The 23,247-nt window shown below is 51.2% G+C and carries 23 protein-coding genes; 21 read left to right on the forward strand and 2 right to left on the reverse strand.

The window, feature by feature from the left end:
* Positions 1–41: 41 nt before the first annotated feature.
* From R8O11_RS15540 to traN, 8 genes are all read left to right on the forward strand, one after another.
* Positions 42–749 carry a DsbC family protein gene (locus tag R8O11_RS15540; RefSeq protein ID WP_172692928.1) on the forward strand — a complete coding sequence of 236 codons (708 nt, stop codon included), beginning with the start codon at positions 42–44 and terminating at the stop codon, positions 747–749.
* Positions 746–3,193 carry a type IV secretion system protein TraC gene (gene traC / locus R8O11_RS15545; protein ID WP_000637386.1) on the forward strand — a complete coding sequence of 816 codons (2,448 nt, stop codon included), beginning with the start codon at positions 746–748 and terminating at the stop codon, positions 3,191–3,193. Before R8O11_RS15540 ends, traC begins: the two co-directional genes overlap by 4 nt.
* Before the next feature lie 14 nt (positions 3,194–3,207).
* Entirely contained in the window at positions 3,208–3,525 is a 318-nt protein-coding gene (locus R8O11_RS15550; protein ID WP_000351984.1) for a hypothetical protein, read from the forward strand.
* Entirely contained in the window at positions 3,522–4,052 is a 531-nt protein-coding gene (locus R8O11_RS15555) for a S26 family signal peptidase (RefSeq protein ID WP_001010738.1), read from the forward strand. Before R8O11_RS15550 ends, R8O11_RS15555 begins: the two co-directional genes overlap by 4 nt.
* On the forward strand, positions 4,015–5,280 hold the full coding sequence (locus R8O11_RS15560) for a TrbC family F-type conjugative pilus assembly protein (RefSeq protein ID WP_000621288.1): 1,266 nt from the start codon (positions 4,015–4,017) through the stop codon (positions 5,278–5,280). The genes R8O11_RS15555 and R8O11_RS15560 overlap by 38 nt, the downstream gene beginning before the upstream one ends.
* Positions 5,277–5,948 (forward strand): EAL domain-containing protein, encoded by a 672-nt coding sequence (locus R8O11_RS15565; RefSeq protein ID WP_001337754.1) that lies wholly within the window; start codon positions 5,277–5,279, stop codon positions 5,946–5,948. Before R8O11_RS15560 ends, R8O11_RS15565 begins: the two co-directional genes overlap by 4 nt.
* Positions 5,945–6,952 carry a TraU family protein gene (locus R8O11_RS15570; protein ID WP_000983283.1) on the forward strand — a complete coding sequence of 336 codons (1,008 nt, stop codon included), beginning with the start codon at positions 5,945–5,947 and terminating at the stop codon, positions 6,950–6,952. The genes R8O11_RS15565 and R8O11_RS15570 overlap by 4 nt, the downstream gene beginning before the upstream one ends.
* A 115-nt stretch (positions 6,953–7,067) precedes the next feature.
* Positions 7,068–9,866 (forward strand): conjugal transfer mating pair stabilization protein TraN, encoded by a 2,799-nt coding sequence (gene traN / locus R8O11_RS15575; protein ID WP_001256487.1) that lies wholly within the window; start codon positions 7,068–7,070, stop codon positions 9,864–9,866.
* Between the two features lie 38 nt (positions 9,867–9,904).
* On the opposite strand, the gene R8O11_RS15580 is transcribed toward traN, so the two are convergent.
* Together R8O11_RS15580 and R8O11_RS15585 are read right to left on the reverse strand one after the other, a co-directional pair.
* Complete coding sequence (locus R8O11_RS15580) at positions 9,905–10,765, reverse strand: hypothetical protein (RefSeq protein ID WP_000709517.1); 861 nt, start codon at positions 10,763–10,765, stop codon at positions 9,905–9,907.
* A 122-nt stretch (positions 10,766–10,887) separates the two neighbouring features.
* Entirely contained in the window at positions 10,888–11,529 is a 642-nt protein-coding gene (locus tag R8O11_RS15585; protein ID WP_000796664.1) for a hypothetical protein, read from the reverse strand.
* 293 nt (positions 11,530–11,822) lie between these two features.
* Here R8O11_RS15585 and R8O11_RS15590 point away from each other — a divergent pair, with 293 nt between their 5' ends.
* The 13 genes from R8O11_RS15590 (at position 11,823) to R8O11_RS15650 (ending at position 23,202) form a co-directional block, all read left to right on the forward strand.
* Positions 11,823–12,143, forward strand: a complete 321-nt coding sequence (locus tag R8O11_RS15590) for a hypothetical protein (protein ID WP_000547566.1) — start codon at positions 11,823–11,825, stop codon at positions 12,141–12,143.
* Between the two features lie 303 nt (positions 12,144–12,446).
* Positions 12,447–12,632 (forward strand): hypothetical protein, encoded by a 186-nt coding sequence (locus R8O11_RS15595; protein WP_001186917.1) that lies wholly within the window; start codon positions 12,447–12,449, stop codon positions 12,630–12,632.
* Between the two features lie 219 nt (positions 12,633–12,851).
* Entirely contained in the window at positions 12,852–13,820 is a 969-nt protein-coding gene (locus tag R8O11_RS15600; RefSeq protein WP_000085162.1) for an AAA family ATPase, read from the forward strand.
* Between the two features lie 10 nt (positions 13,821–13,830).
* Positions 13,831–14,739: a hypothetical protein gene (locus tag R8O11_RS15605; protein ID WP_000739139.1), complete on the forward strand. Its 909-nt coding sequence runs from the start codon at positions 13,831–13,833 to the stop codon at positions 14,737–14,739.
* 60 nt (positions 14,740–14,799) lie between these two features.
* Positions 14,800–15,330, forward strand: coding sequence for a single-stranded DNA-binding protein (gene ssb, locus R8O11_RS15610; protein WP_000987165.1), 531 nt, complete (start codon positions 14,800–14,802; stop codon positions 15,328–15,330).
* Between the two features lie 94 nt (positions 15,331–15,424).
* Positions 15,425–16,414, forward strand: coding sequence for a phage recombination protein Bet (gene bet, locus R8O11_RS15615; RefSeq protein WP_001282585.1), 990 nt, complete (start codon positions 15,425–15,427; stop codon positions 16,412–16,414).
* A 62-nt stretch (positions 16,415–16,476) separates the two neighbouring features.
* Positions 16,477–17,487, forward strand: a complete 1,011-nt coding sequence (locus R8O11_RS15620; RefSeq protein ID WP_000706865.1) for a YqaJ viral recombinase family protein — start codon at positions 16,477–16,479, stop codon at positions 17,485–17,487.
* Positions 17,488–17,686: 199 nt separating this feature from the next.
* Positions 17,687–18,964 (forward strand): DUF3150 domain-containing protein, encoded by a 1,278-nt coding sequence (locus R8O11_RS15625; protein WP_000170086.1) that lies wholly within the window; start codon positions 17,687–17,689, stop codon positions 18,962–18,964.
* Positions 18,965–19,048: 84 nt separating this feature from the next.
* Positions 19,049–20,845 carry a VWA domain-containing protein gene (locus R8O11_RS15630; RefSeq protein ID WP_000039318.1) on the forward strand — a complete coding sequence of 599 codons (1,797 nt, stop codon included), beginning with the start codon at positions 19,049–19,051 and terminating at the stop codon, positions 20,843–20,845.
* Between the two features lie 61 nt (positions 20,846–20,906).
* Positions 20,907–21,242, forward strand: coding sequence for a hypothetical protein (locus tag R8O11_RS15635; protein ID WP_001071288.1), 336 nt, complete (start codon positions 20,907–20,909; stop codon positions 21,240–21,242).
* Positions 21,243–21,506: 264 nt separating this feature from the next.
* Entirely contained in the window at positions 21,507–22,046 is a 540-nt protein-coding gene (locus R8O11_RS15640; protein ID WP_000018872.1) for a hypothetical protein, read from the forward strand.
* A 90-nt stretch (positions 22,047–22,136) separates the two neighbouring features.
* Positions 22,137–22,637 (forward strand): hypothetical protein, encoded by a 501-nt coding sequence (locus R8O11_RS15645; RefSeq protein WP_000793769.1) that lies wholly within the window; start codon positions 22,137–22,139, stop codon positions 22,635–22,637.
* Between the two features lie 73 nt (positions 22,638–22,710).
* On the forward strand, positions 22,711–23,202 hold the full coding sequence (locus R8O11_RS15650; RefSeq protein ID WP_276427839.1) for a hypothetical protein: 492 nt from the start codon (positions 22,711–22,713) through the stop codon (positions 23,200–23,202).
* Positions 23,203–23,247 lie beyond the last annotated feature (45 nt).

A 23,247-nucleotide genomic window follows, 5' to 3' on the forward strand; every position in this document is an offset into this window, starting at 1 on the left:
ACACTGCCCAGCATCCAGTAATCCAATCTTAGGGGATAGACATGCGGACAAAATTACTCGGGGCGCTGATGGTGTTCGGGATTATTACCGGCACGGCTCATGCGTCATCGAAATTGGAAATCACCGATCCCAGAGCGGCGAAGATAGAGGACATCGTAGAGCTACCCATCAAAGGGGTTCGAGCCGTCCAAAGTGATGGGCAGATCATGTTCCTCTCTGAAAACGGGCGATTTGTTATTTCAGGACAAATCTACGACCTGTGGAGCAAGAAGCCCCTCAACACGATGTCCCAAATGAGGGATGTAGCGGAGCGTATCCACTTCAAGAGCATGGGCATGGATGTGGACACGCTGAACACCGTTTCGATGGGGCGTGGTGACAAAGAGGTGGTGGTCTTTGTCGATCCTAGATGCGCGGTTTGCCATCAGCTCATGGGTGATGCCAAATCGCTGGTGGATGATTACACCTTTAAATTTATCGTGATTCCTGCTCTGGGTGCTGAGTCCAACCGCTTGGCAAAGAACTTGTACTGCGCGAAAGACAAAACCCACGCGCTCAATGCGCTGATGAACAACACCTTGGGTTCCCTTCCTTCAAAAGAAACCTGCGACCCCGGCCAATACGATCAAACGCTGCTGACAGCTCATTTCATTGGGATTGAGGGCGTTCCGTTCGTGGTTGCTCCGGATGGTCGTGTCAGCAAAGGACGTCCGAAGAACCTGAAATCATGGTTGGAGAGTGTTGAATGATCGTAACCATCAAAAAGAAACTCGAAGAAACGTTGATCCCGGAGCACTTGCGAGCTGCCGGGATTATTCCTGTCCTGGCCTATGACGAAGACGATCATGTCTTCCTTATGGATGACCACAGTGCAGGCTTTGGTTTCATGTGTGAGCCCCTGTGTGGTGCCGATGAAAAAGTTCAGGAGCGAATGAACGGTTTCCTGAATCAGGAGTTCCCGTCGAAGACTACGCTCCAGTTTGTTCTGTTCCGCTCCCCGGACATCAATCAGGAGATGTACCGGATGATGGGGTTGCGTGATGGCTTCCGTCACGAGCTGCTGACATCTGTCATCAAGGAACGGATTAACTTCCTCCAGCACCACACGACAGAACGCATATTTGCCAAGACCAACAAAGGTATCTACGACAATGGCTTGATCCAAGACCTCAAGCTGTTCGTTACGTGCAAAGTCCCCATCAAGAACAATAACCCGACTGAAAGCGAACTCCAGCAGCTCGCACAGCTTCGCACGAAGGTCGAATCATCGCTTCAAACCGTTGGTCTGCGTCCCCGCACAATGACGGCGGTGAACTACATCCGGATCATGAGCACCATCCTGAATTGGGGGCCGGATGCTTCATGGCGACATGACTCTGTGGATTGGGAGATGGATAAGCCCATCTGCGAGCAAATCTTCGATTACGGCACTGATGTGGAAGTCAGCAAGAACGGCATCAGGCTGGGGGACTACCACGCGAAAGTCATGTCAGCGAAAAAGCTGCCTGACGTTTTCTACTTTGGTGATGCGTTGACCTATGCCGGGGATCTCAGCGGCGGCAACTCCAGCATCAAAGAAAACTACATGGTTGTGACCAATGTGTTTTTCCCTGAGGCAGAAAGCACGAAAAACACTCTGGAGCGCAAACGCCAGTTCACTGTAAACCAAGCCTACGGGCCGATGCTCAAATTCGTGCCGGTGCTGGCGGACAAAAAGGAGAGCTTCGACACTCTCTATGAGTCCATGAAAGAGGGGGCTAAGCCAGTCAAGATCACCTACTCGGTGGTTTTATTTGCTCCAACCAAAGAACGTGTTGAAGCGGCGGCGATGGCCGCACGAAACATCTGGCGTGAATCTCGGTTCGAGCTGATGGAGGATAAGTTCGTTGCTCTGCCGATGTTCCTCAACTGCCTGCCATTCTGTACAGACCGGGATGCAGTGCGAGACCTATTCCGCTACAAGACCATGACAACCGAGCAGGCGGCTGTGGTCCTGCCGGTGTTTGGGGAATGGAAGGGGACCGGGACCTATCATGCAGCGCTGATTTCCCGCAACGGCCAGCTCATGAGTCTGTCTCTTCACGACAGTAATACCAACAAAAACCTGGTGATCGCAGCCGAATCCGGCTCGGGTAAATCGTTCCTTACCAACGAACTGATTTTTTCCTACTTGTCCGAGGGTGCTCAGGTCTGGGTTATTGATGCCGGTAAGTCCTACCAGAAGCTGTCGGAAATGCTCAATGGCGACTTCGTTCACTTTGAAGAAGGAACGCACGTCTGCCTCAACCCGTTCGAGCTCATACAGAACTACGAGGACGAAGAAGACGCGATTGTCAGCCTCGTTTGTGCAATGGCGTCGGCCAAAGGCTTGCTGGATGAATGGCAAATCTCTGCGCTGAAACAGGTCCTTTCTCGCCTGTGGGAAGAGAAAGGTAAAGAGATGAAGGTTGACGACATCGCTGAGCGCTGTCTGGAAGAAGAAAACGACCAGCGCCTCAAGGATATTGGTCAGCAGCTCTACGCCTTTACGTCGAAAGGTAGCTACGGGAAATACTTCTCTCGCAAGAACAACGTCAGCTTCCAGAACCAGTTCACTGTACTGGAGCTCGATGAACTGCAAGGGCGTAAGCACTTGCGTCAGGTTGTACTGCTCCAGCTTATTTACCAGATCCAGCAAGAAGTATTCCTGGGTGAACGTAACCGCAAGAAAGTCGTCATCGTGGATGAGGCCTGGGACCTGCTCAAAGAGGGCGAGGTCTCGGTCTTCATGGAACATGCCTACCGCAAATTCCGTAAGTACGGTGGCTCCGTTGTCATTGCAACGCAGTCCATCAACGACCTCTATGAGAACGCAGTGGGCCGCGCCATCGCGGAGAACTCGGCCAGCATGTACTTGCTCGGCCAAACCGAAGAAACCGTGGAATCTGTTAAACGTAGCGGTCGTCTGACCCTTTCAGAGGGCGGGTTCCACACCCTCAAGACGGTACACACCATCCAGGGCGTGTACTCAGAAATCTTTATCAAATCGAAGAGCGGCATGGGCGTCGGACGCTTGATAGTGGGCGACTTCCAGAAGCTGCTTTATTCGACCGATCCGGTGGACGTTAACGCCATCGACCAGTTTGTGAAACAAGGCATGAGCATTCCTGAGGCAATCAAGGCCGTGATGCGAAGCCGTCAGCAGGCTGCATAACCAGGGAGACAGTAATGGACATTAAATCAATCGCAATCGCCGCCATTCTCGGTGCCGCTGGTGGCTTCGGCGGTAGCTACTACGTGATGAGCGAACAAACGGCAAGCATCCATCAGCGTTTGAATCAAACCCCGCCAGTGGTCGTGGTTGACTTCGCTAAAGTGGCGTCGGCGTATCCCGCTGGTGCCTCTCAGGAGGAAGTTGAAAGACTGATGGTCAAGACCAATGACGCAATTTTGAAGTTGAAAGACGCAGGTTATTTGGTCCTTGACGCAAGTGCTGTCGTCGGTGCTCCAAGTGACGTGTACCTCCCTGATGAGGTGCTGAAATGAATTTTCCACTCAAGAAGTATTTCGTCAAAAAGGAATCCTGGAAGCGCTTCGGGGTTAAGGCCGGTGTGACACTACTGGTTCTTTGGGCTGCTGGTGCGGCCTTTGCCAGCCGCTACCGTATTGGCATTGATCCACAACAGGAGAAGTGCCTGCCGGGTTACACCTTCTTCCTCATTGATCTGAACGACCAAACTCTGGAGAGGGGAGCTGTTTACGCCTTCCAAGCCAAGAACATGCAGCCTTTCTACAAGGACGGGACTCGCATGGTCAAAATCCTCACCGGTATGCCGGGGGATAAAGTCGAGATCAACGATAAGTGGAAGATCACCGTCAATGGTGATGTCGTCGGAGAGGGGCTCCAGCTCGCAGGGAAACTACATCTGCCAGAGAGCCACTTTTACGGCAAGACCACGCTGAAAGAGAATAACTACTGGTTTATGGGCAAAAGCCCATTCAGCTTCGACTCACGTTACTGGGGGACTGTGAAAAATGATCAGATCATTGGCCGCGCATATCCCCTGTTCTAAGAGCGTTCTGGTGGCGTTGATATTCTCTGTGGCTGGCGGGGCATACGCTCAAGAGTCTCCGCTCACAGAGCAGGATAAGGCGCTTATTGAGAAAGGAAAGCAAATTGCCCAAAAGGCCCAGAAGATGGAAATGCCATCTCTGTTGCAAAACCAACACATGGACGAGGCTCAGGCCGAAGCCAAGGCATTTTTCAAGCAGCTCCAAACTACTAACCCAACGCTCAAGGAGATGCACCGGAAACAGGCTGAAAAGGGTATCTACTCTGACCATCGGATACTGGTTTTCGCCTCGTTGTCTCTTGGCGAACAGGGGTTAGATGACGTCCTAACGGCGGTGTCAGGCCAGCCTGATTCTGTAATTGTGTTCCGTGGCATCCCGGAAGGAATGAACTTGGGGCAGGGAGTTAAAGCTATTCAGGCGCTCGCGGCCAAAAAAGACCCAGTGCCGAACATCATCATCAACCCTACGTTGTTCAAAACGTACAACATCACAGCCGTTCCCACGATTGTGATGCTGGAGGATGAGCCGCTGCCTGGCGAACAACCAAACGTCGTCGCCCAGGTCTCCGGGTTGTCCGACCCGGTATGGTTGGCTCGGGAAGTGGATAACGGAGAAAAAGGCGATCTCGGCGTTAAGGGGCCGGTGGAGAAAATCAGTGAGCCAGACCTTATTGATGTTGCCAAGAAACGCCTTGCCAATATCGACTGGGAAGAGAAGAAGAAACAGGCTATAGAGCGCTTCTGGACCAAGCAGAATTTCAATGAGCTGCCCAGAGCGCCAAAATCTCGAACACGAGAAATTGACCCTAGCGTCATGATCACCAGTGACATCAGCACTCCGGATGGCACTGTGTTCGCTCACGCGGGTGACGTGATCAACCCATTGTGCGATCCGAAGGAAGTTTGCAAGCCTGGAACGCGGCCATTTACCCAAGCGGTCGTAGTTTTCGACCCGCTGGACAAAAAGCAAATGGAGCTGCTCGCCAAGAAGCTGCCTGAAATTAAGCAGGAACCTGGCGTACAACGGATTACCTATATCGCCACAGAGTTCGACAAAGACAAAGGCTGGGATTCCTACAAGAGTGTCACCGACAACTTTGACGCGCCGGTATATCTGCTGACGCCAGATCTGATTACCCGGTTCGAGCTGGAGCACACACCGAGCGTCATTACTGCCAGAGGCAAGAAGTTTGTTGTCCGCGAACTTGCTGAGGAGGGCGGTGAATGATTTTTGCCCCGGCTTTCCAACCAATTAAAGACGTCGGCACAGGTTCGTTTGTCGCTGCTGAGGTACTGGCTCGTTGGTACGACGAAGGCCGGGTTCTTACACCATCCTCTCTGTCATCACCTCCTTATTGGGGGCTGGTGGATATGGAGATGGCACGGTTCATTCAGGACAACCTTCATTATTGCTTGGATCTGTACCCAGCTCTTTTTCTGAATGTCTCTGAACATACTTTGCAATCAGACGTCATTTTCAAAGCGTGGTGGAGGGTTGTCCGCGACATTGCTAAGAATCACTCATCACGGCTTGTCATCGAGATTACCGAGGGCATTCAGGATGCCTCTCTCGCATTGAGATGGGAGGCTCTTACCGAAATAGGGGTTGAGCTGGCGCTGGATGACTATGGAGACAAAAACTCTTCGCTGGAGCGCCTGAGTCGTTATGACTGGCACTATTGCAAGTTTGACGCGAGAAGACTGCGGTCGCTTGAAGACTACTCGGCCATCCTCCACTGCCGCCGAAAAGGCATACAGCTCATTGCTGAGCAGGTGGAGAGCTTCCCATTGGGGGAGAGCGCCAAATTACTTGGACTGTCATGGCAACAAGGTTTCTATCACGGGAAGCCTGCTGTCATGGAGAAACACTTGAATTACGTAAAGGCCTTACCATGATGCAAAAAATTCTACGGGTCATTGCCGTTAGCGCGGTCTTTTGGGTTCGTTCGGTATCGGCTGACCCTGGGTGCCAGAATGCGGAAGTAATCGGCGGAAAACTGATTACTGACATCTGCTGGAGCTGTATTTTTCCCATCAAAGTAGCAGGGGTTCCTATAAGTGGTGGAGGCGGATCATTCCCGAGTGAAGCCGTAAGCAACCCTCTGTGTATGTGCGAGGATAATCTAGGGGTCCCTCGGCCTGGAGTCACCACTTCTATGTGGGAGCCAGCACGGCTTGTTGAATTTCAGAGAGTGCCTGGCTGCTCATCTGTCTTGAATGGTGTCAGGTTCCCGTTTGATAGGACTAACCAAGGGCATCATGGCATGGGAGACATGGATGGTGGTGATGGTTCTTTTATGCACTATCACTACTATGCGTTTCCTCTGTTGGTGATGCTCGATTTATTTATTAAGCAGACCTGTAATGCTGATGGGTATATGGATCTCGACATCATGTACATGTCGGAGCTCGACCCGACCTGGAACAATGATGAGCTCGCTTTTTTTACCAATCCAGAGGCGGCGGCAGTAGCAAACCCAATTGCGGCGGCTGCGTGTACTGCTGATGCTGTCTCATCAACCGCTGGAAAACCTTTAAAACAGCTTTTCTGGTGTGCTGGTTCATGGGGCACCCTGTATCCATTTAGTGGCAACCAGAATGGTGGAAAAGGTGTTATCCGCGATAGCAGTCTTCTTAGCACAAGGGTTCTGGCTGCTTTGCATCGCCGGGGGTTAGCGTGGAAGACAATGGGTTCTGAGGCTATGTGTAGAGGTGTTATTAGCCCAACACTACCCAAAACGCAGTACAAATTCACGCTATTGCATCCGGTTCCAGAGACAAACTCATCTCACGTAATTGGCGAATCCACTCTTACGTGGGGTCTGGCGCGAACTATACCGGCAATTGGGCAAGACCCTATTTACACCATCTGGCGATGGAATGATTGCTGTAACAATTGAGCAGACCCTAACGAATTTGCACGGGCATTTTAGATTATGCCCCAAAAGGGCCACTACACGTACAGGTGGCCCTTGTCTTCTCAGATAGCATGGGAAGGTTGAAATGGAGAACACAATGCGAAGTCATAATTACTTTATGAAAGCTGTGGCCTCGCTGTTGACAGTAACCATGTCTGCGCTGCCGATACATTCCTACGCTAACGGTAGCCAAGACCAGGACATCACAGCGGTGGGTAAAGAGGCCCAGGCTTTCGGACAAAACCTCTCAAACTCATTCAAGTCGAGCTCGGGGACTGTGCAAGATGGCACAATCTCTATGCCGACGTTGAAAGACGGTCAATTCCAAATGAACGGGGGGAGTCAGATTAATGTCAATGATCTATTCCCCGGAACGAGCGGGACCAACAATAAACCTGATAGTTATTACTTCCCTGATGCCAATAAACCTGATGTGGGCGGTCTGCAAGGCATTTACGACTCTGGCGATGACATGGACAGCGTGGGGAATAATGCAAAAGGGTCGCTGTGGAGTGATGCCAATAGTGCTAATCCATCAATCTCTGGTGCGGCATACAAGGTTCTTCTCGATGCCTCTAATCGATCACGCCCTGATTTCAGTAATGACCCTGTACTAAATCTAAGCAAAAAGACCTATGAGGATATGGACCTCATCGCAGGTGGCTTTGGGGATTGTTCTGCCGAAACAACCATCAATCAGAATACTATCAACGCCCACATTCCAGAGTATGAACGGTGTCAGCGTGTTGTAGATCAAAGCGCGGACTGTGAGGTTGTCCATGACTACGATGCCTCTGTGGTGAAGCACTATGATGGTCCATATAACCTCAAATCTTGTGGAGAAGGCTGTACTGAGTTGTGGATTGGCCGAGTTGGTAACGACTACTGGAGTGGCAACTGTTCGATTTATGAGGAATACACGCGGGTCCAAGTCAGTAATCCAGACGCCATAGTGTCTGCAACTCTTGAGTACGCCAAGTGGGATGACTACATGCAAGTTTGGGTTGGTAAATCAGGTCAGGAAACTAAAGTATGGTCCGGCCCTGACGGCAATTTCCCTCCAGAAACGGCTGGCCGATGTGAATTGTCAACAAGTTGGGAGCGAAACCCTAATATTGATGTCACTCCCTATTTCAAGAATGTGAAAGATGGTGATGTTGTTACGTTTAAGATCCGCGTTTCAGTAACTGGCGCAGGTGAGGGTTTTGGCCGCATAAAGCTACGCTATGACCCATCAAAAGCCATTACCAAGGATGAGTGGGCTCCACAGAGCTGCATGGATTCAGCCAAAGGGGTTGTAGATGGTTTTGCGGAAGGCGAGATCACATGTATAGATGACCCGACTGATGCTACGGGCTGCACAGTCATCAATGGGATCAAAGTTTGCGAATCTCAACTCAAGCCGTCACCTTTGCCTGGTATTCCAAAACTATGCAAAAAGGTTCGAGTTAAAGCTGACTATGACTTTTATAAGGGGCAAATGGACTGCTGGACAGACCCTCAAGGTGAAACGCACTGTCCGGTAAACACGGGCGGGAATCTCGATAGCTGTCAGAAATATGAAGAAAACCCTCAGTGCGGCTTCATCAGTTCCAAATGTGTTGATGGTGCTCAGGGAAGTTCTGGTACGTGCTACGTCCACGAGGATACTTATGACTGTGGTACAGATGTTTCTGTTCCGACCTTGGAAAAGGAAACTGAGTACCAGTGCGGTGGGCCTATACGCTGCATGGGAGATGACTGCCTTGATTTGACCAAAACACAAAGCACTGATTTTGCTCGCGCTACTGCGTTGCTCAATGCAGCCCAATTCATGACGCAGGATATGAGCTGCACAGGCCAAGATGGGGATGACAATCCTACCGGGGATGAAAACGTTATTTGCTCTGCTTTTGCAGGGGAAGCTGGCGAATGCAAGATAGCTGTTGGGGGAGTTTCTGATTGCTGTGAAAAGCCAACCAATATATCTCTTGCCGATTATCTGAACCTAATAATGGCCGTTCCAAAGCTCGATGGCGCAGTGATGGGGCTGACTGATGGTAATGCGCTTAAAGGTGCTTATCAGGTACTTAGGGAACCTGCCCTTCAAGGGTGGACAGAAGTCACAAAACCGTTCACAAGTTATATAGAGAACGTTTCAGGTGCTGTTGATTCGTTCTTCCAGCCTGTAGAGCAGTTTGTTGATCAACTCATTGACCAGCTCAAAGAGCAAGTCAAAGAAGTGATGATGGATGTCATGAAATCAGCAGGCCAAGATGCAGCAACAGAGCAGGCGGCTGCCGCAGCATCTGAACAAGCTGCCGAAGCAATGATGGAGACTGCGACAACATGGCTTAGCACTGCCATGACGATATATACCGTCTATGTCGTTGCGATGGTGATGATCCAGATGATTTATAAGTGCGAGGAAGAAGAGTTCACTATGAACGCCAAAAGAGCGCTCAAGAATTGCACCTATGTAGGCTCTTATTGTAAATCTAAGGTGTTGGGCGCTTGTATTGAAAAAAGAGAAGCGTATTGCTGCTTCAATTCTCCGCTCTCTCGTATTATACAAGAACAGGTTCGCCCTCAATTGGGGCAGAACTTTGGAGACCCCAAAAATCCTCAGTGTGAAGGGATTCCACTAGATAAAATTGCCGAAATTGATTGGAGCAAAATTAATTTGGATGAGTGGCTTGGGATATTACAGCAGAACGGTAAATTCCCTGATCCGGCCTCAATAAATCTCGACTCGCTGACTGGAGCAGGGAATGACTTCAATATTGACGGGACGCGGAAGAATGCTCAGGAAAGGGCGTTGGAGCGGTTGGAAGGGATTGATATTGACGCGAAGCGAAAAGAGGCGACAAACAGCATAGACCCTCAAACAGGCGCGCCAACTGGTGGTGGTGGATAAAAAAAGGGGCCTTTCGGCCCCTTTCTCATGTAGATTGATTACGCTTCTGGGTAAACAAATAACTCTGCTTTTCCCTGATCAAGAAGGTAAGGGAAAGCAACTTTTTCGCCATTATCCAGCTCAACCGATTTTGGAGCAAGGTAGAGGTAGGCCCAAGCTGGTAGCTGTTTGCTAATAGCTGCGTAGATCGCTTGCTGAGGAGCATGGCTTGCTGCCCCATTACCGACATTCACAAAGTTGTATGCGGTCTCATGGCCTGATGTGAAGGCATACGCTGTACCTTGAACGCCAGAGACAAAATTAGGAGCTGACCCTAGGCGAGGCTCCACGATTTTCACCTTAACGGAACACATGTCAGCTACCTTACTTTGTCCGTTCACCCACGTCGGGCAACCCCATTCATTCTTGTAGAACTGATAGGTTAGGCGACCATCTTTGTCATACAGAAGCGTGAAATTGGCACCCAAATCAGTCAGCGCTGACTCAATGGAAACTTTCACATGTGAAAGAAATTTGGCCTGAGCGTCTGCCGGTGAAACTGCTTCGTTAGCAGGCATCCAAGCGATCAAGCTATTGCGAGCGCCATGCTGTTTGGGGCCGATAGCCCAGTTCGCAAGGTTGACCAAGCCACCTTGCCAGTCGGTCATTCCGAGCTGAGGGGACATGTAGCCAGACAGCACGTAGGCTGCCCCAAACGTTTTGGTGTCGGTCAGACGCTCCAGCTTGTCACGCGGAACAGAAGCGTCTTGGATGCCTGTTACCAGGCCACCGGCCTCCGCGATGTTGTAAGCGCGACTGTGATTGGTTTTGTACGCTGTGGGTTCGTAACTGCTGGTGGATGCACAGCCAGATAGAGCTGCTACAGCCAGAGCCACGGTGGTGATTAAAGCCTTTTTCATGTTGTTCTCCGTTCTTACCTGAGTTGAATCTGATTTACTTCGATAATATCACAGCATCAAAAAATGCAACCATAAAAGACAAAAAAAAGCCCCTCGGGCGAGGGGCAAAGGTTTGGGCTGGGTTATGCTGCTTTTGTTTTCTCGGCTTCGTCTGCGATTTCCTTGTCGCCGGTTGCAGATTCCGGAGCGGCTTCGGCCACTTCACCTTCTTTGCCTTTGCTGTGGGCGGAAATGCGAGCCCGTTTCTCGATGCCGATGATTCGACCGGCCAGCTTGATGAGGCGTTGCTGCCATTGGTAAGTGGCGTCGGTGCGCTGCTTGCTGGTCAGTACGGTGTTCAGCCAGAGAGTGTCAACGATCCCCATCAGGGTATCCAGTTTGCGGATCAGGTGTGCAAACTGAGCAACCTGAGGAGAGTTGATCTCGATGGTGTATTCATTCGGGTTGGTGTAGCCGGGCATCATGTCGATGCCGTTGTCTTCCATCAGCTTGTTGAGCTGGGCGGTAGCTTTGTCCAGGTCTTCGGAGACCTTGGAAATGTGTTCCAGGATGACGGTTTCAACCTGGTCGATTTCGTCCTGCTCACCGATGATGCGAAGGATCACGTCGATGGAGAACAGGGAGTTGGAAACTCGCTCAAAGCTGCGTTCCATGACGCGCTGAGCTTGGAGGCTATTTACTTTCAGAACTTGCTTGAAAACAGGGCGAGAGTAGTGGTTGCTGCGGTCGTTGTTTGTGTCCAGTGCTACTTGTGCTTCTGCCATTAGAGATACTCCTAAATTTGAGGTACAGATAAACGCACTGGAAAGGATAAATGCGGTCAATCTGTAACCTGACCTCTCGAAGTGCCCAAAATGGACAGTTACAGCGTTTTCTGTTTAGCAAAGGTGAGCTATATTTGAATCATCTTAGTCGCTCTGCGGCTATAGGTGAGATAGCTGGTCTCCGAAAACAAACAGCATCTAGTCTTATGCCGTATGGCATTACTTAACCCCAAGCCGGGGGCTTCTCCCGGTTTTCGGGTGTTGCCCCTGTTTTTTTACATAGGAGCAACACCATGCACATCATCACTTTCATTGTAGTTCTGCTTGCATCTCTGGGCGCACTGTACGTAGGCGCGAAGGCATTTGCTTTTTCCTTCATCGTTCTCGCTAAAGTGTTCCAGCGTATCGGTTTGTTCCTTTGGAACAAATTCGCAGTTCCTGCAATGCGGTCTGTACAGGCCGTCATCAAAGAACGTGCTGCCAAGGCTGAACAAGCCAAAGCAGTCGTTGAACCTGAGGTAACTCAAGTTCAAGAAGTCGCTAAACAAGAACCTGACTGGGATTATCTCGAAATCCCGACTTACCTTCGTAAGGGCAAGGAACTTGTTTGGTAATAACTGTCGCTGAGTAATCTTCGACACTTTCAAACCCATCGGGGCAACCATACCCCGACGGGGATGTTGCCCCTTTTTGCTTAGGAGCAACATCATGGAAATCGCTATCATCGCTTTGTGTATCCCTACTGGTTGGGCAATCTCTCGTCCTTTCGTGAGAATCGCTGAATCGTTCGGTTACTGCTGATAGTCAACGCAAAGGGAGGGGGCAACCCCTCTCTTTCTGGTCAAGCCTCTGTGGCTTGTCCTCAAAGTCTTCTGGTGTCAGTTGGCTTTGACGACAAGCTACAGGGGGAATGTCGAATGCAACAGAATCTTCATGTTTACGACGATCACGCAGGCATCATCTATCTGGCTGATGGACGCGAGGTGAAATTTGATCCGAAACTGTATTCCAGCTCCTACCAGGCGCACAGTGAAGCAGTGAAGTGGGCCAAAGAAACCGGGGTCATTGGTCAAAACGACGATGTGGTGATGTTCGTCCATTGAGGGAGTGGCCTCCAGGAGAGGCTACTCTCCTCGCTCCTTAAAAGTCTTCTTACTCATGGTGAATACCATCAGTAAGCAGATTTTGTTCTCTTCGGAGAGCGAAAAGTGCGATAGCTGGTCGCCAAAAACAAACAGCAAATTAACGTTAATTTACTAGCCCAACCGGGCGCATCCGCCCGGTTCGGGACGTGGTGCGCCTGTCACAATAGGAGCGCACCTATGTCTCAATACTCTCAATTCTCAGTAAGCAAGGTTTTCGGTATGCCCAGCATTCCGGAGAAGGTAACGGCCATCGGCTACGCTGACGGTTCAAACCCTTTCATCCCTGCCACTGATACCAACTACGTTTTCCGCAAAGAGTTTCTGCGAGAGGTCTTGGCCTATCTCAAAGAGCCTGGCGGTGACGCATTGTTCGTAACCGGCCCTACCGGGTCTGGCAAAACCTCAGGTATCACCGAGATCGCTGGTCGTCTCAACTGGCCTGTTCAGCAAATCACTGCCCACGGGCGGATGGAGCTGACAGATCTGATTGGACATCACGCTCTGGTCGCGGAAAAGCCTGGTCAACCACCTGTCATGAAGTTCATGTATGGACCTCTGGCAGTCGCTATGCGTGAAGGTCATCTGCTCCTCATCAACGAGGTGGATTTGGCCGACCCTGCCGAGCTGGCTGGTCTCAACGATGTCCTTGAAGGGCGTCCCCTTGTGATCGCTCAGAATGGCGGGGAAATCATCAAGCCGCACCCGATGTTTCGTGTGGTCGTTACTGGTAACTCTACGGGGTCCGGTGATGCTTCTGGTTTGTACCAGGGGGTGATGATGCAGAACCTCGCAGCTATGGATCGCTATCGTTTCACCAAAGTAGGGTATGCGGATGAGGAAGCTGAACTCAGCATTCTTGGCCGTGTTACTCCGAAACTTCCGGAAAATGTGCGGAAGGGAATGGTTCGGATTGCTAATCAGGTCCGCAAACTGTTTCTTGGCGAAAACGGTGAAGATGGTCAGATCAGCGTCACCATGTCCACTCGGACGTTGGTGCGTTGGGCGAAACTGTCTCTAGCGTTCCGTGGTGCCCCAAATGCTCTTGAATACGCCCTGGATCAAGCTCTGCTTATCCGTGCGGCCAAAGAGGAGCGTGAAGCCATCCTGCGTGTTGCGAAGGATGTGTTCGGGGACCAATGGCGCTAAGGGGTGACGCATGAAGAAAAATGACTGTTTGTGCCGTCGTTACACTGCTAAAGAGTGGGGCAATGACGAAACCACAATAGAAGTCTTCATTGGCTACAAGTTGCTCCGGGAGCCCAGCTCCTCGGAGCCAGGCCAATTCACGATGGTCGAGCTACGCCGAACCGTCACTGATGGGAAAGCTGAAAATTGGTCTGAGACAAAGCTCGAAGGACCTTTTGAAGCTAACGGCCCAGACACGATCCCAATGTCCTACAAGGACAAAGAAAGCCAGTATGTGTCACAGTTTCTCAGCCAGGGGTACACCTTTCTGGATGAGGTGCTGGTAAACGCAGAGACACAGACGGTGCTGGAAGGGGGGAATGTTTCAGCCGGACAAACAGCCAGCTTGGGATCTCTCAACTGGCTGTTATCTCCGCCCTCTGAGTTACCTCCAGGTGACATAAACCTCTTCAAAGGTTTTGTTGCTGGGGTTTTTGCCAAAGGAGCCGGTTTAATCGGCTTTGAGGTTGCTCGGAGCGAAGGCTCAAATGACTTGCTACCCAGTGTGCTGATGCGTACTGACAGCGGTTATGAGCTTGGGGTTAGCACTGGACTAGGCGAAAACACTATCCATCCAGCTACGCTGGAAGGCGCTGGTGAACTCCGCCCGGAACATGGTCACAAACCCCTGCTGATGTTGGTTTACCTGCAACAGCGTTTCGCGGATGACTTTTCAAACGTAGAGAAGCCGCTGGTGGCATTCTGTGATGAACAGGGTGATACCTTCGACTACGAGCGTTTTGATTCACTAAAACCCCTCATTGAACGGTTTGGTTTCAGCTACGACGAAGTAAGAGCAGATGCAGAAAGGCTTGGCCTTGTATCTGAGCTGATTCGCCTGGCAGAGATCGACGCCGAACAAGAGGATCACTTTTTTTAACCCTTACGGGGGCTTGCTCCCCGAAAGGGGCGTTGGCCCTCTCCAAATAACTTGGAGGTCATGATGTCTAAAGGCGTCAACAAAGTAATTCTGGTCGGTAATCTCGGTTCTGACCCGGAAATTCGCTACATGCCAAGCGGAACTGCCGTTGCCAACTTCAACGTTGCAACAACGGATACGTGGCGCGATAAGCAGTCTGGCGAGCAAAGAGAGCATACTGAGTGGCACCGTATTGTGCTTAAAGGTCGTTTGGCAGAAGTCGCTGGTGAGTACCTGAAAAAGGGCTCCCAAGTCTATCTCGAAGGGAGCAACCGCACCCGGAAGTGGACTGACAGCCAACAAATCGAGCGCTACACCACCGAAGTACACTGCGTTGAAATGCAGATGCTTGGTGGTCGTGGAAATGCACCTCAGGACAACTCTCAACGTGCAGCGCCCCAAAAAGGGCAACGTACAGGAGCCGGTACGCAATCTGCTCCTGTGCAGCAATCAGCACCGCAAGGTGGTATGGGCGGAGGCTATGGTCCCGCTCCTGATGGCTGGGATGATGACATCCCGTTCATGCGGCTGCACCACTTGGCTGGCGGGTAACACCGCCAACTCTTACTAAACCCCACGGGGGCACTCATGCCCCGAGGGGGTCATGGTGTCCTCAAACCGTTCATTCGTGAATTGGAGAAACACCATGTCTGATAACAAATCTCTTGTAACCCGTATCGCAAGCCGGTTTGGCGTGGACACCCGAAAGTTCTATGAAACTTTGAAGGCGACCGCATTCAAGCAGCGAGATGGAAGTGCCCCGACCGATGAGCAGATGATGACGCTCCTGATCGTGGCTGAACAGTACGGTTTGAACCCTTTCACTCGGGAAATCTATGCGTTTCCTGACAAGCAAAATGGGATCATTCCGGTAGTAGGTGTTGATGGTTGGAGCCGCATCATCAACGAGCATCCCCAGTATGATGGCGTCGAGTTCGTGTATTCGGACAAGATGGTCAGAATGCAGGGGGCGAAAGTTGACTGCCCTGAGTGGATTGAATGCGTGATTTACCGTAAGGACAGATCTCGCCCTATCCGCATCAAGGAGTTCATTGATGAGGTGTACCGTGAACCGTTTCAGGGTCAAGGTCGCAATGGTGCTTACACTGTTGATGGCCCCTGGCAAACGCACACCAAGCGTCAACTCCGGCACAAGTCGCTGATCCAGTGTTCTCGTGTCGCATTTGGTTTCTCTGGTATTTATGACCAGGATGAAGCTGAACGCATCCGTGAAATGGAGCAGGCATCGGCCATTAACCCGGCTATTGCCAATCTCCCTTCACCATCTCAAGTTCAAAGCCAAGAGCCTTTGGCTATTGAGCACAAAGAGCTTGACCCGATCCTAACCAAACTCGCAAATCGCGCCATTGCTGAAAACGCATGGTCTGCGGCGCATGAGTATGTGAAGGGACGGTATGAAGGTTCGGAACTGCAATATGCGACTCAATTCCTTCGTGACAAGGAGATGGATCAAATGGAGCCTCCGAAACCTGACTACCAGGAAGCGCACGAGCAAGAGTCCGCCGCTGGTGGTTCTGCAAATGCTGAACCTGGTGCCGAAGAAATGCCGCCTTTGAGTGACGAGGACATGATCCCTGTTACAGAAGAGGAGGGCGCGGAAGGCAGTTACTACTAACCCCAACGGGGGGGACTCCCCCGCTGGGGGAGATCTCCCTCCTAACCATTGGAGAGAGGTCCATGAAAATAGTCAACCTATCGCAACGAGAGGAAGATTGGCTTGATTGGCGGCGTCAAGGTGTAACAGCCACTGACGCCGCTATCCTGCTCAATCGGTCTCCGTACAAAACACGATGGAGACTGTGGGCCGAGAAGACTGGGTATGCGCGTGAAGTCGATCTGAGTCTTAATCCGCTGGTTCGCCGGGGGATAGAAAACGAAGATGCTGCAAGACGCGCTTTCGAGGAGAAGTATGATGACATGCTGCTCCCCGCCTGTGTCGAATCGGTTCAATACCCGCTCATGAGGGCCTCCCTGGATGGCCTGAGAGATAACGGGGAGCCCGTCGAGCTGAAAAGCCCGAGTGCGACTGTCTGGGAAGATGTTTGTGCTGAGAAAGCAAACAGCAAGGCATACCAGCTTTATTACCCGCAGGTGCAACACCAGCTCCTGGTAACGGGGGCCAAGCAAGGCTGGTTAGTCTTCTACTTTGAAGGTCAGATTCAGGAGTTTCCAATACTCCGAGACGAAGCCATGATTCAAGAAATCTTGGCCGAGGCTAAAAAGTTCTGGCAACAGGTAGTAGACAAGAAGGAGCCCGACAAAGATCCAGAGAGAGACCTGTACATACCGCAAGGTGAAGAGGTCAACCGTTGGATTGCTGCTGCTGAGGAATACCGCCTCTATGATGCTGAGATTCAGGAGCTGAAACAGCGACTGTCTGAGCTTCAAGAAAGGCAAAAGCCTCATCTCGACACCATGAAGTCCCTCATGGGGGAATACTTCCATGCCGACTACTGCGGTGTGATGGTAACGAGATACAAAGCGGCTGGCCGGGTAGACTACAAAAAGCTGTTGGCTGATAAGGCGTCAGGCGTGAAGCCTGAGGATGTTGACCAGTACAGAGAGAAGTCATCAGAGCGGTGCCGTGTAACGGTTACTGGCTCTGTGAAGCCACGGTACATTGTTGATGAGGACGTGCTTGCTCCTCTTGATGATTTGCCGGAAGAAGTAGAGACGTTCTACTGGTGAGTGGGGGATTTTCCCCCGCTTTCCCTTGGGGATTCTGGGAGTCTCCAACGGAAAGCAAGATTTTGTTCTCTTCGGAGAGCGAAAAGTGCGATAGCTGGTCGCCAAAAACAAACAGCAAATTAACGTTAATTTACTAGCCCAACCGGGCGCATCCGCCCGGTTCGGGACGTGGTGCGCCCCCAACTTTTTGGAGTGCATCATGACTAAAGTGAACCATCTACAAAGCCTCTGTGTTATCCACGTAGACTTTGACATCTGGAGTGGACAAACCCGTTTGTCTGCATCTGATCTCAAGCTGGGCGAGGGTGGTGAAATTCCACCTGAGAAAGTAGCTCAACTGGGAAGTAAGAAGATCTGTGATCCGGCTAAGCTGAAAGGCTTTCATCGCCTGAAAACAGAAACTCGTCGCCTCCTGCTGAAATTCGGTATGCCGTTCATGAACGGATTTGCCGTACCCGTCAGCAAGACCGATGAAATCTGTAACAAGCTGAATGACATAAACTTTCAGTTTAACCAACTGAAACAGGATTTCATCAAAGGTTACAACAAAGCCGTGGATGAATGGTGTCAGGAGAACCCTGAGTATGAACGAGCTATCCGTGCCGGAGCCCTTCCAAAGGAAACGGTCGAGGAGCGGATTGGCTTTGAGTACCAGGTGTTCATGATCCAGCCTGTGAACGAAGATGAGGCCAACGCCAAACGCCTTAACCGCAAGGTTGAGCGCTTGGGTGACGATCTCATCTCCGAAGTGGTTCAGGAAGCGAATAAGTTCTATATGGAACGTTTGGCCGGTCGAGACCAATGTGCGGTCACTACTCGGCAGACACTCCGTAACATCCGCGACAAGGTGGATGGGCTTAGCTTCCTGAACAGCGCTTTTAACCCTCTGGTCAAGCTGCTCGACCAAACCCTCCGGGGATACGAGCAACATGCCGATGGCCGAAACATCGTTGCGCCTTTCTTTTATCAGGTCGTGGCCGCAGTGCTGATCATGAGCGAGAGGGACCGCATCGAGCAGTATGCCAATGGCTCGATTACTGTAGAGGGCATGGCTAATGACATTGGCGGTTCGGGAGCCCAGATGGGGGACCGTTCTAAAGATGAAAAGGCCGAACAGAAAAGCGATAAAGCCGGTGAGCTTATCCCTGCAACAGAGGGTGGCGAAACCAAGCAGCAACAGGTAGGTGGTACTGAATCTGTTCAATCAGAACAGACTAACAGCGGTGGTAACGCTGTTGACCTGGATGAAGACATCGACAACTTCTTCAAGAGTTTTGCAGAACGAGGCGAGGGTGAATCGGAAGATGAATCCAATGCCGGTGATGTGGTTCGAGAAGAGCGCGTTGATGTTGAGGATGAGCCGGTTTTGCCTGAGGAAACTCCGGTAGAGCAAGAGCCTGTCCAAGAGGAGCCGACAGAGGAGCCTCTCAACCAGGAGCTGCCTAAAACTGACGACGATGGCGACTATTTCTTCTAATAGTCACTTCAACTAAACCGACCCGGAGGGGATAGCCATTCCCTCCAGGGGTGGACTATCTCCTTCCCTACCAGGAGAAAAGATATGTCCAAAAAACGCACCATTTACAGCGCTCTACCAATCGTGGCCGCAGCCTATGGTGAAAAACTCGGTGTCAAAGTCGCCATCGGTAACGATGACGCATACACCGATGGTAAGACCATCGTGGTTCCGAATATCCCCGACGACTATCCTCACATGGATGCTGTCTGGGGGTATTTGGCCCATGAAGCAGCCCATGTCCGGTTTACGGACTTTGGTGTTGAGCGCCGCAGAGGTCTTCATGCTGAGTTGTCCAACGTTTTGGAGGACTGCCGCATAGAACGGGCCATGATGGAACTCTTCCCCGGTACGTCGCAGACCCTGAATGAGGTTGCTCGCTATATGGCTCAAGCTGGTCATTACGAGCACGTCACAGACAAAGAGGCCCCTGCCTCCATTCTGACAGGGTTTTGTTTGTACTGGTTGCAAACCAAGGCTGTAGGGCAATCCGTCCTTCAACCCTATCTCGATTCGGCTACCCCCGTATTCGAGCGCGTGTTCCCTCAGGGTGTTGTTGTTCGGCTGAACGCTTTACTGCGTAAGGCTGTGAACACTAAGTCAACCGCAGAGGTGACATCCTTGGCCGACCAAATCATCAAGATGATCGAGGAGGAAAAGGAGAAAGAAGAGCAAAAGCCCCTGAATGGTCAGGATGGTAACAACCAGCAGAATGCTGGTGGCAACCAACCTCAGAACAGTCAGGGCGGAAGTGGTAACGATCAAAACCAAGGGCCTGATGCCAATGGTGGTGATCAGCAAGGTAAAGACCAGAAGCAAGACGATGCTAACGGGAAATCTGATCCGAAAGGACAGGGCGACCAAGGCAAGTCGGATACTGATGGTGGCAGCAAGGCAGGACAAAGCCAGGCTGGTGGCAATTCTGACGCGGCGAAACAAGACGCGGCCAAAATGCTCCAGCAGGTTCTGAATGCCGGTGCCGGTGATTTGCGTGGTGACGCGCATGATGCACTTAAAGCCGAGCTCAACCGGGTGGCTCAAGATAAGGGGGACAGTAGCTATATGACTGTTCGCTCTGCTGTGAACACCCAGGACAACCCTGCTGTTGGCAAAAGCCTGGTAGGGGATGTGAAGAGCACCACTTCAAAGATAAGAACGCAGCTCTACGGATTGGTCCAGGCCAGCCAGCGAGTTGCTCACCGTAACCAACGATCAGGGAAGCGTGTGGATGCTCGGAAACTACATCGTGTAGTGACGGGTGATACCCGCGTATTCCTCAAGCCGGAAGCCAAGAAACGCCCTAATACGGCGGTTCACATCCTGGTTGATATGAGCTCCTCGATGGCCTACAAGGCCGCCAATGGAAAGGAGCGTCAAGACATTGCGCGGGAAGCGTCCTTGGCTATTTCGATGGCTCTGGAAGCAATACCCGGCGTAAACCCGGCAGTCACCTTTTTTGGTGGCAACCGGAACCAGCCAGTGTTCAGTGTCGTGAAGCATGGAGATACGGTTCAGAATCGGGCCGGTCGGTTTGGGTTCAAAGCAACTGGCGGTACGCCTATGGCGGAAGCTATGTGGTATGCAGCTTTTGAACTCACCAAGACCCGTGAAGAGCGAAAAATGTTGATCGTAGTGACTGACGGGCAGCCTCAAAGCGCCCCGGCATGTCGCTCAGTGATTGACCTCTGTGAACGAAGCGATGTTGAGGTGATCGGCATAGGGGTAGAGACTACCGCAGTGTCAGGACTGTTCCAAAAGAACATTGTCATTGATGATGCGGCAGCTCTGCAACGCACACTGTTTAAGTTGATGGAGCGGTCATTGACTGCTTTTGCAGCTTAACAGGAAGTGAAACGACAAACGGCTATCCCTTCGGGGGTGGCCGTTTTTATTTGGAGAGTCTATGAACCAATTCCATTCATCTTTGGATTTGTATCATCGGAACAAAGGTAGAAGGGCTACAGTGCCGGAGACGCCTTTTTTACTGCTTGCTAAGCGCATTCCTCCGATGTACTGGAGACTGTTCCAGGGTGTTACTTTGGATAGTCGTATGGGATACACAGGCAGGCGGCAGTTCCACAGTCTTGGGCAAGCAATCGACTGGGCAAAGTCATCAGTTGGCGATTCCTGGTCAAATAAGCGCTTTCACAAGCCGGTAGGCCTCGATGTATTGCTGGCCTGTACTGCGAGTAAGGTGCCTGAACATCTGGTCGAAGAACTGAAAAGACGGGGCAGTTGATGCGTCTTTGAGCTTTGCACCCGAAAAGGGCAGTTTGAGCGTTCCTGTTCACACAGCTCTCGTGGAACAATCAAAGTGAGGAGGGAATACCCTCCCACTTTCTCAGAGGCCTTCATTGAGGGTTGCTGAGAAAGTGAATTTTGTCCTCTCTGAGGGCGAAACGTGCGATAGCTGGTCGCCAAAAACAAACAGCATTCAACCTCAGCCTAAGGGCGCACTGCGCCTGACAGGCTCTGTGTGCCCAAGTTACTTTAAGGAGCACACATGTCTCATCTGAACAATCTCAAATCCGTAATGATCTCTCTCGCCGCCGAACATAAGCTGCCTGAAATCTACCAGGATGACATCACTACCGATGTGGAGTCTCTGGATCGATTCGATGGTTTACGTCTGGTCTGGCTGTTGCGGTCTTGCGGCAGCGTATTGGTGCCAGCGGAAGTTGGCGTTAATCCGATCTATATCACCCATTGGTTGTGGTCTAACCACGGTCAACAGGTGGTTCCATTCTCTGTGGATACCCGCACGGGGTTGATTGAAAAAATCGACTTCGAGCAAGCTGAAAAGCTGATCATGCAGATGCCTTGCAACCTCTCTTCATTGCAGAACAAGGAATACTTGGTTGACCAGGTAAACCGAGTGTTGCAACGAGGTTGTGAAATGCGTATCTGGGGTATCTTCGAGTCTCCAAGCTCGGTGGAATCCGTTGGTGGTTGGAAAGAGTGGCAGAGCTATTTCAGCTCTACTGGGAATCGACTGATGGCCGATTTCGTTGGTAAAGCCATTCGATTCACCAACCCTCGATAAATCGCCGTTCAACCATTAACCCTAATTAACCCTATGGGGCTCCGATAGCCCTGAGGGGACGGGGCTCCGCAATCGCAATAAGGAGTCCCTATGAAAAACCTATCAGCTTTGGAAGCAGTTCTTGACTACGACAAACCTTCTCGACGTTTTCTTGATGAGCTCAACGAAAACCAGATGAAGGATTTGTCCGGGGAAATCTTCGCCAAGCTCTACTGGAGCAAGCGTAATCCCCAGTGGTACGAGAAAGACACCAATCGGCTGTTTGCACGACTTCGTTGGGTTCAGCGCATCATCAAGAAGCGCTTGAAAACCGGCAAGGTTAAACCTGAACTGACAGAAAATGGTTCAGTGATGGAGCGCTTCAACTTCCCTTATGGTGACACTCTCGATTTCTTCCATCGGTACTTGCGACATCCCAAATGGGAGGTTGTGTATCAAGAATCGGGGTGCAGTGCCTTTTGGAAAAATGAAGCAACGCTTGAGCTATGCACCTACTGCGAAGGTGATGTGGTCATGATGAAGGCTCCTGATGAAGCAACCTTCTTTCGTGATTGCAATCGCCTTAGCTGGTGGTATGCAGATAACGCTTGATCTTAATCCCTAACCAGGGGCGAACCGGCCCCTGATGGGAGCATGGTGCGCCCCATCTATGATGGAGGACGCCATGTTCAAATCATCAGTATGCTCCTACGAAAACAGGGGGCCTTACGGAAACAACAAGTACCGAGGCAACTGCTCGGGCTTTATCGTTAAAGACTTCATTGAGTCTTACATGAGAAAGCCGAACGGGCTGGTGGCAGACCCAAGTGTTGGGGGTGGCTCTAGCATCGACGTTGCCAATGAACTTGGTGTCCGTTTCAAAGGGACAGACTTGCATCAGGGGTTCAACCTGTTGCGGGATGACTTCCTTTCGTTCCTCGGAGAGCCTGCACACCTGATCTGGTGGCACCCTCCTTACTGGGACATGATCCAGTATTCAGGTAAGCAGTGGGGCGAGCCCAACAAATGGGATATGAGCCGCATGAATTTGCCTGAGTTCGTTGAAGCCCTTGAGCTGGCCGTTATGAATATTCATGACGCCTGTGAGCGAGGAGGGCATTACGGAATCCTCATGTTTTGTACCACAGCTAATGTAACTATCCTGTTGCAGTCTTAAACCACTCCTTTATACTGAATAAAAATACAGTATTGGAGGTCCGAG

It is taken from the genome of Vibrio sp. 1288, from assembly GCF_033344475.1.

What these genes read in the sequence shown, in the direction of transcription:
- R8O11_RS15540 (WP_172692928.1), top strand. Translation starts at nt 42, where the DNA reads ATGCGGACAAAATTACTCGGGGCGCTGATGGTGTTCGGGATTATTACC.
- traC (WP_000637386.1), top strand. Translation starts at nt 746, where the DNA reads ATGATCGTAACCATCAAAAAGAAACTCGAAGAAACGTTGATCCCGGAG.
- R8O11_RS15550 (WP_000351984.1), top strand. Translation starts at nt 3,208, where the DNA reads ATGGACATTAAATCAATCGCAATCGCCGCCATTCTCGGTGCCGCTGGT.
- R8O11_RS15555 (WP_001010738.1), top strand. Translation starts at nt 3,522, where the DNA reads ATGAATTTTCCACTCAAGAAGTATTTCGTCAAAAAGGAATCCTGGAAG.
- R8O11_RS15560 (WP_000621288.1), top strand. Translation starts at nt 4,015, where the DNA reads ATGATCAGATCATTGGCCGCGCATATCCCCTGTTCTAAGAGCGTTCTG.
- R8O11_RS15565 (WP_001337754.1), top strand. Translation starts at nt 5,277, where the DNA reads ATGATTTTTGCCCCGGCTTTCCAACCAATTAAAGACGTCGGCACAGGT.
- R8O11_RS15570 (WP_000983283.1), top strand. Translation starts at nt 5,945, where the DNA reads ATGATGCAAAAAATTCTACGGGTCATTGCCGTTAGCGCGGTCTTTTGG.
- traN (WP_001256487.1), top strand. Translation starts at nt 7,068, where the DNA reads ATGCGAAGTCATAATTACTTTATGAAAGCTGTGGCCTCGCTGTTGACA.
- R8O11_RS15580 (WP_000709517.1), bottom strand. Translation starts at nt 10,765, where the DNA reads ATGAAAAAGGCTTTAATCACCACCGTGGCTCTGGCTGTAGCAGCTCTA.
- R8O11_RS15585 (WP_000796664.1), bottom strand. Translation starts at nt 11,529, where the DNA reads ATGGCAGAAGCACAAGTAGCACTGGACACAAACAACGACCGCAGCAAC.
- R8O11_RS15590 (WP_000547566.1), top strand. Translation starts at nt 11,823, where the DNA reads ATGCACATCATCACTTTCATTGTAGTTCTGCTTGCATCTCTGGGCGCA.
- R8O11_RS15595 (WP_001186917.1), top strand. Translation starts at nt 12,447, where the DNA reads ATGCAACAGAATCTTCATGTTTACGACGATCACGCAGGCATCATCTAT.
- R8O11_RS15600 (WP_000085162.1), top strand. Translation starts at nt 12,852, where the DNA reads ATGTCTCAATACTCTCAATTCTCAGTAAGCAAGGTTTTCGGTATGCCC.
- R8O11_RS15605 (WP_000739139.1), top strand. Translation starts at nt 13,831, where the DNA reads ATGAAGAAAAATGACTGTTTGTGCCGTCGTTACACTGCTAAAGAGTGG.
- ssb (WP_000987165.1), top strand. Translation starts at nt 14,800, where the DNA reads ATGATGTCTAAAGGCGTCAACAAAGTAATTCTGGTCGGTAATCTCGGT.
- bet (WP_001282585.1), top strand. Translation starts at nt 15,425, where the DNA reads ATGTCTGATAACAAATCTCTTGTAACCCGTATCGCAAGCCGGTTTGGC.
- R8O11_RS15620 (WP_000706865.1), top strand. Translation starts at nt 16,477, where the DNA reads ATGAAAATAGTCAACCTATCGCAACGAGAGGAAGATTGGCTTGATTGG.
- R8O11_RS15625 (WP_000170086.1), top strand. Translation starts at nt 17,687, where the DNA reads ATGACTAAAGTGAACCATCTACAAAGCCTCTGTGTTATCCACGTAGAC.
- R8O11_RS15630 (WP_000039318.1), top strand. Translation starts at nt 19,049, where the DNA reads ATGTCCAAAAAACGCACCATTTACAGCGCTCTACCAATCGTGGCCGCA.
- R8O11_RS15635 (WP_001071288.1), top strand. Translation starts at nt 20,907, where the DNA reads ATGAACCAATTCCATTCATCTTTGGATTTGTATCATCGGAACAAAGGT.
- R8O11_RS15640 (WP_000018872.1), top strand. Translation starts at nt 21,507, where the DNA reads ATGTCTCATCTGAACAATCTCAAATCCGTAATGATCTCTCTCGCCGCC.
- R8O11_RS15645 (WP_000793769.1), top strand. Translation starts at nt 22,137, where the DNA reads ATGAAAAACCTATCAGCTTTGGAAGCAGTTCTTGACTACGACAAACCT.
- R8O11_RS15650 (WP_276427839.1), top strand. Translation starts at nt 22,711, where the DNA reads ATGTTCAAATCATCAGTATGCTCCTACGAAAACAGGGGGCCTTACGGA.